The organism is Bradyrhizobium sp., assembly GCF_016462955.1.
GTDB lineage: Bacteria > Pseudomonadota > Alphaproteobacteria > Rhizobiales > Xanthobacteraceae > Bradyrhizobium.
In genome coordinates, this window is record NZ_JAEMSD010000048.1 from 20,042 (window position 1) to 22,612 (window position 2,571).

At 62.2% G+C, this 2,571-nt stretch carries 3 protein-coding genes; 2 read left to right on the forward strand and 1 reads right to left on the reverse strand.

The window, feature by feature from the left end:
• On the forward strand, nucleotides 1-1,003 hold a 1,003-nt coding region (locus JHD07_RS08175; RefSeq protein ID WP_291620814.1), incomplete at its 5' end, for an FAD/NAD(P)-binding oxidoreductase.
• Nucleotides 1,004-1,079: 76 nt separating this feature from the next.
• On the forward strand, nucleotides 1,080-2,162 hold the full coding sequence (locus tag JHD07_RS08180) for an IS5 family transposase (RefSeq protein ID WP_024342821.1): 1,083 nt from the start codon (nucleotides 1,080-1,082) through the stop codon (nucleotides 2,160-2,162).
• A gap of 137 nt (nucleotides 2,163-2,299) precedes the next feature.
• Here JHD07_RS08180 and JHD07_RS08185 read toward each other — a convergent pair.
• A partial coding sequence (locus JHD07_RS08185) for an SDR family oxidoreductase (RefSeq protein ID WP_291620817.1) occupies nucleotides 2,300-2,571 on the reverse strand: 272 nt, incomplete at its 5' end.

Genomic DNA, 2,571 nt, shown 5'->3' on the forward strand with positions numbered 1-2,571 from the left:
GATCTTTTCAAACCGCACCGCGACGTGCCTGGTCAATCCGCGCGCATGCCGTGAGACCGAATTCGACGACGAGCCGGCGGCGAAGCCTCGCAAAGTGGCGGTGATCGGCGGCGGCGCGGCAGGGCTGGCCGCCGCAGCGGAAGCCAGCGGCCGCGGGCACAAGGTCACGCTGTTCGAGGCCAGCGATCGCGTGGGCGGCCAGATCAACCTGGCACGTGCCGTGCCGGGCAAGGTCGAGTTCGAAATGTTGCGTTACTACAGCGGCAAGATATCCGACGGCGGCGTCGATCTGCGTCTCAACACCGCACCCGATGCCGATCAGCTCAAGAAGGAATCGTTCGACGCGGTCGTGGTTGCGTCCGGCGTTCATCCGCGCAGGCCTGACATTGCTGGCATCGACCATCCAAAGGTCGTCTCGTACAGCGATCTCCTGAGCGGCAAGAAGAAGGCCGGGCGTCGGGTGGTCATCATCGGCGCCGGTGGCATTGGCTTCGATGTTGCGGAGTATCTCTGCCATTCGCAGCCCGGCGAAGCGCCGAAGGCGCGGCGGCTGGATTTGGTAGAGTTCCAGGTCGAGTGGAATATCGACGCCAGCCTCGTCGAGGCCGGTGGTTTGAAAGGCGATCCGCTGGCGCCGCGGCAGAGCCCGCGCGAGATCACCATGCTGCAGCGAAAGACCACGCGTCCGGGCGTCAATCTCGGGGTTTCCACCGGCTGGATCTTGCGCAGCAGCCTCGCCAAGCGCGACGTCAAGATCATGGCCGGCGTCACCTATGAGAAGATCGATGATCGCGGACTGCACGTCCTTGTCGATGGCAAGCCGCAACTGATCGAGGCCGACACCATCGTGCTTTGCGCCGGGCAGGAAGCCAATCGCGGGCCGTTCGATGCGTTGCAGTCGGCGGGCGTTGAGGTCCACATCATCGGCGGCGCGAAGGAGGCCGCCGAACTCGACGCCATGCGGGCGGTCGACGAGGGCGTGCGGGTCGGTTACGCGCTCTAGCAGTCTGCTGAAGAACCCCCTCGCCACGGCGAAGGCTTGATGATTCACTTATCATCCCGAATCGGCGGAGACGATCATGCGGGGCAGGTTCACGGATCAGGGCGGCCTGTTTCCGTACATTGCGCCGGATAAGCGTGTGCGAGCGAACCATCCGCTGCGGAAGGTGCGGGAACTTGTCCGGGATGTTTTGAGTGATTTGAACCGCAGCCTTGGGAAGCTCTACGCCAGCGAGGGACGCCCTTCGATCCCTCCGGAGCAATTGCTGAGTGCCCTGCTGCTGCAGGTGTTCTACGGCATCCGCTCGGAACGCCAGTTGATGGAGCAACTGGACAACAATCTTTTGTACCGCTGGTTCGTGGGACTGTCGCCGGACGATCCGGTCTGGGACCCGACCACCTTCACCAAGAACCGGGAGCGGCTGCAGAACGGCGATGTGTTCACGAAGTTCATGTGCCGGCTTCTGAACCATCCGCGGGTCAAGCCGCTGCTGTCGAGTGAGCACTTCTCGGTAGATGGAACGCTGATCGAAGCCTGGGCTTCACAGAAGAGCTTTCGTCCCAAGGACGGCAGCGGCGACGACGACGGCGCCAACTTCCATGGCCAGAAGCGCAAGAACGACACCCATGCCAGTACCAGCGACCCGGACAGCAGGCTTTATCGCAAAGCGGCCGGACGAGAGGCCAGGCTTTGCTATATGGGCCACGCCACCATGGAAAACCGTCATGGGCTGGCGGTGGCCGGCAAGGTCACGCATGCCGATGGCACCGCCGAACGCGGGGCTTCGGAGGCTATGCTGAAGGCGAGACGCAGGGCGGCAGGTCGCCGCATCACGGCCGGTGAGGACAAGGCGTACGATACCGCCGATCATGTCGCCAATCTTCGCGCCATCGGCGTGACGCCGCGTGTGACGCAGAACCAAGCCGTTACCAAAACCGGCAAGACCCGCATCAGCGCCATCGACGAACGTACCACGCGGCATCCGGGGTACGGCATGTCGCAATCACGCCGGGCGATGGTCGAGTGCATCTTCGGATGGGGCAAACAGCATGGCACGATGCGTAAGACCAAGCATCGTGGCATCGCTCGCGTCGCCGCCGACTTCCTGCTAAATCTGATCGCTTACAACCTGATCCGCATCCCCAAACTACTTGCCGCTTAGCCGTCCGTGCCGGGCAGCCCAACGCCTGGCTAAAAAATCACATCCAACTCTGCCGCGTCGTCCCAACAAAGACCGGCGAGAATATAAAATCCCGCTATCTCAAGGTTTTTCAGCAGACTGCTAGGCTACTTCAGCGGTTACTTCGATTTGGGAACCGCCGACTCGCGTTTCGAGAACTTCACCATGTCGATCATCTGGCGTGCGTCATGGGCCAGATGCAGCGTCTCGCCGCCGTCGATGTACCATTCCTCGCCGGTGACGAATTTGCCGAGCGACGAACTCAGAAAGATGATCGCAGCCGAAATGTCGCTGACGTCGCCCATGTGACCCATGATGTTGCGGTTCAGTTTCAGCCACTGCTCGGGTTCGATCTGGTAGTGGTCCAGTCCCTCGGTCCGGACGGTGCCGG

Bases quoted from the DNA above. Each gene is read 5' to 3' on its own strand.
- JHD07_RS08180 (WP_024342821.1), top strand. From the start codon at position 1,080: ATGCGGGGCAGGTTCACGGATCAGGGCGGCCTGTTTCCGTACATTGCG.